The following is a 561-nucleotide window of genomic DNA, read 5'->3' as shown; positions in this document are numbered from 1 at the left end:
ACGTCGATCCATTCGCCGTCGACGTCGAAGCTCGGCCAGGCCAGCGGGACCCGGTCGGGCACCAGGGCCCGGAGCCGGCGAAAACGCGGGTACCAGAACTCCCCGCGCAGCACGAGGCCCTCGACCTTGGTGGCGATACCGCGGCGCCGGGCCAACGCCTCGACCACCGCCAGCCGCTGGCTGCACGACCCCCGGCCCCGGGTCAGGGTCACGGACGCCGGCTGCGTGTCGTCGAGCGCGTAGACGGCACGCACCCGCTGCCCCGCGAAGCGGTGTGCGGCCCGCAGGAACTCGACGCTCGCCCCGTCCGCGGGAAGGTCGACCGCCGAACTCGCCGCGTCGAACACCGGGTCGTGCCAGTCGAGGATTCGGGTCGCCCCGGAGCCCCCGGCGGCCGCCGCGGCCGAGGGTCGCAACTCCCGGCCCCGCCACGTGGTGACCAGCGCACACGTCATCGGATCAGGCTAGCCGACCGACCGCGCCCGATTTCGTGTCACACGGCCTGGTCGTTACTTTGGATTGGCATCGTCTTTGCAGTGGGGCTGAGGCGAGGTCCAGGGG

General features: G+C 72.7%; 1 protein-coding gene. It reads right to left on the bottom strand.

What is annotated here, in order from left to right; all coding sequences use genetic code 11:
• A partial coding sequence (locus AC1DYG_RS19025; protein ID WP_477641428.1) for a hypothetical protein occupies positions 1-455 on the bottom strand: 455 nt, incomplete at its 3' end.
• Positions 456-561 lie beyond the last annotated feature (106 nt).

It is taken from the genome of Pedococcus sp. P1_H8 (assembly GCF_056405175.1).
This window is presented reverse-complemented; position numbering and strand designations above follow the sequence as displayed.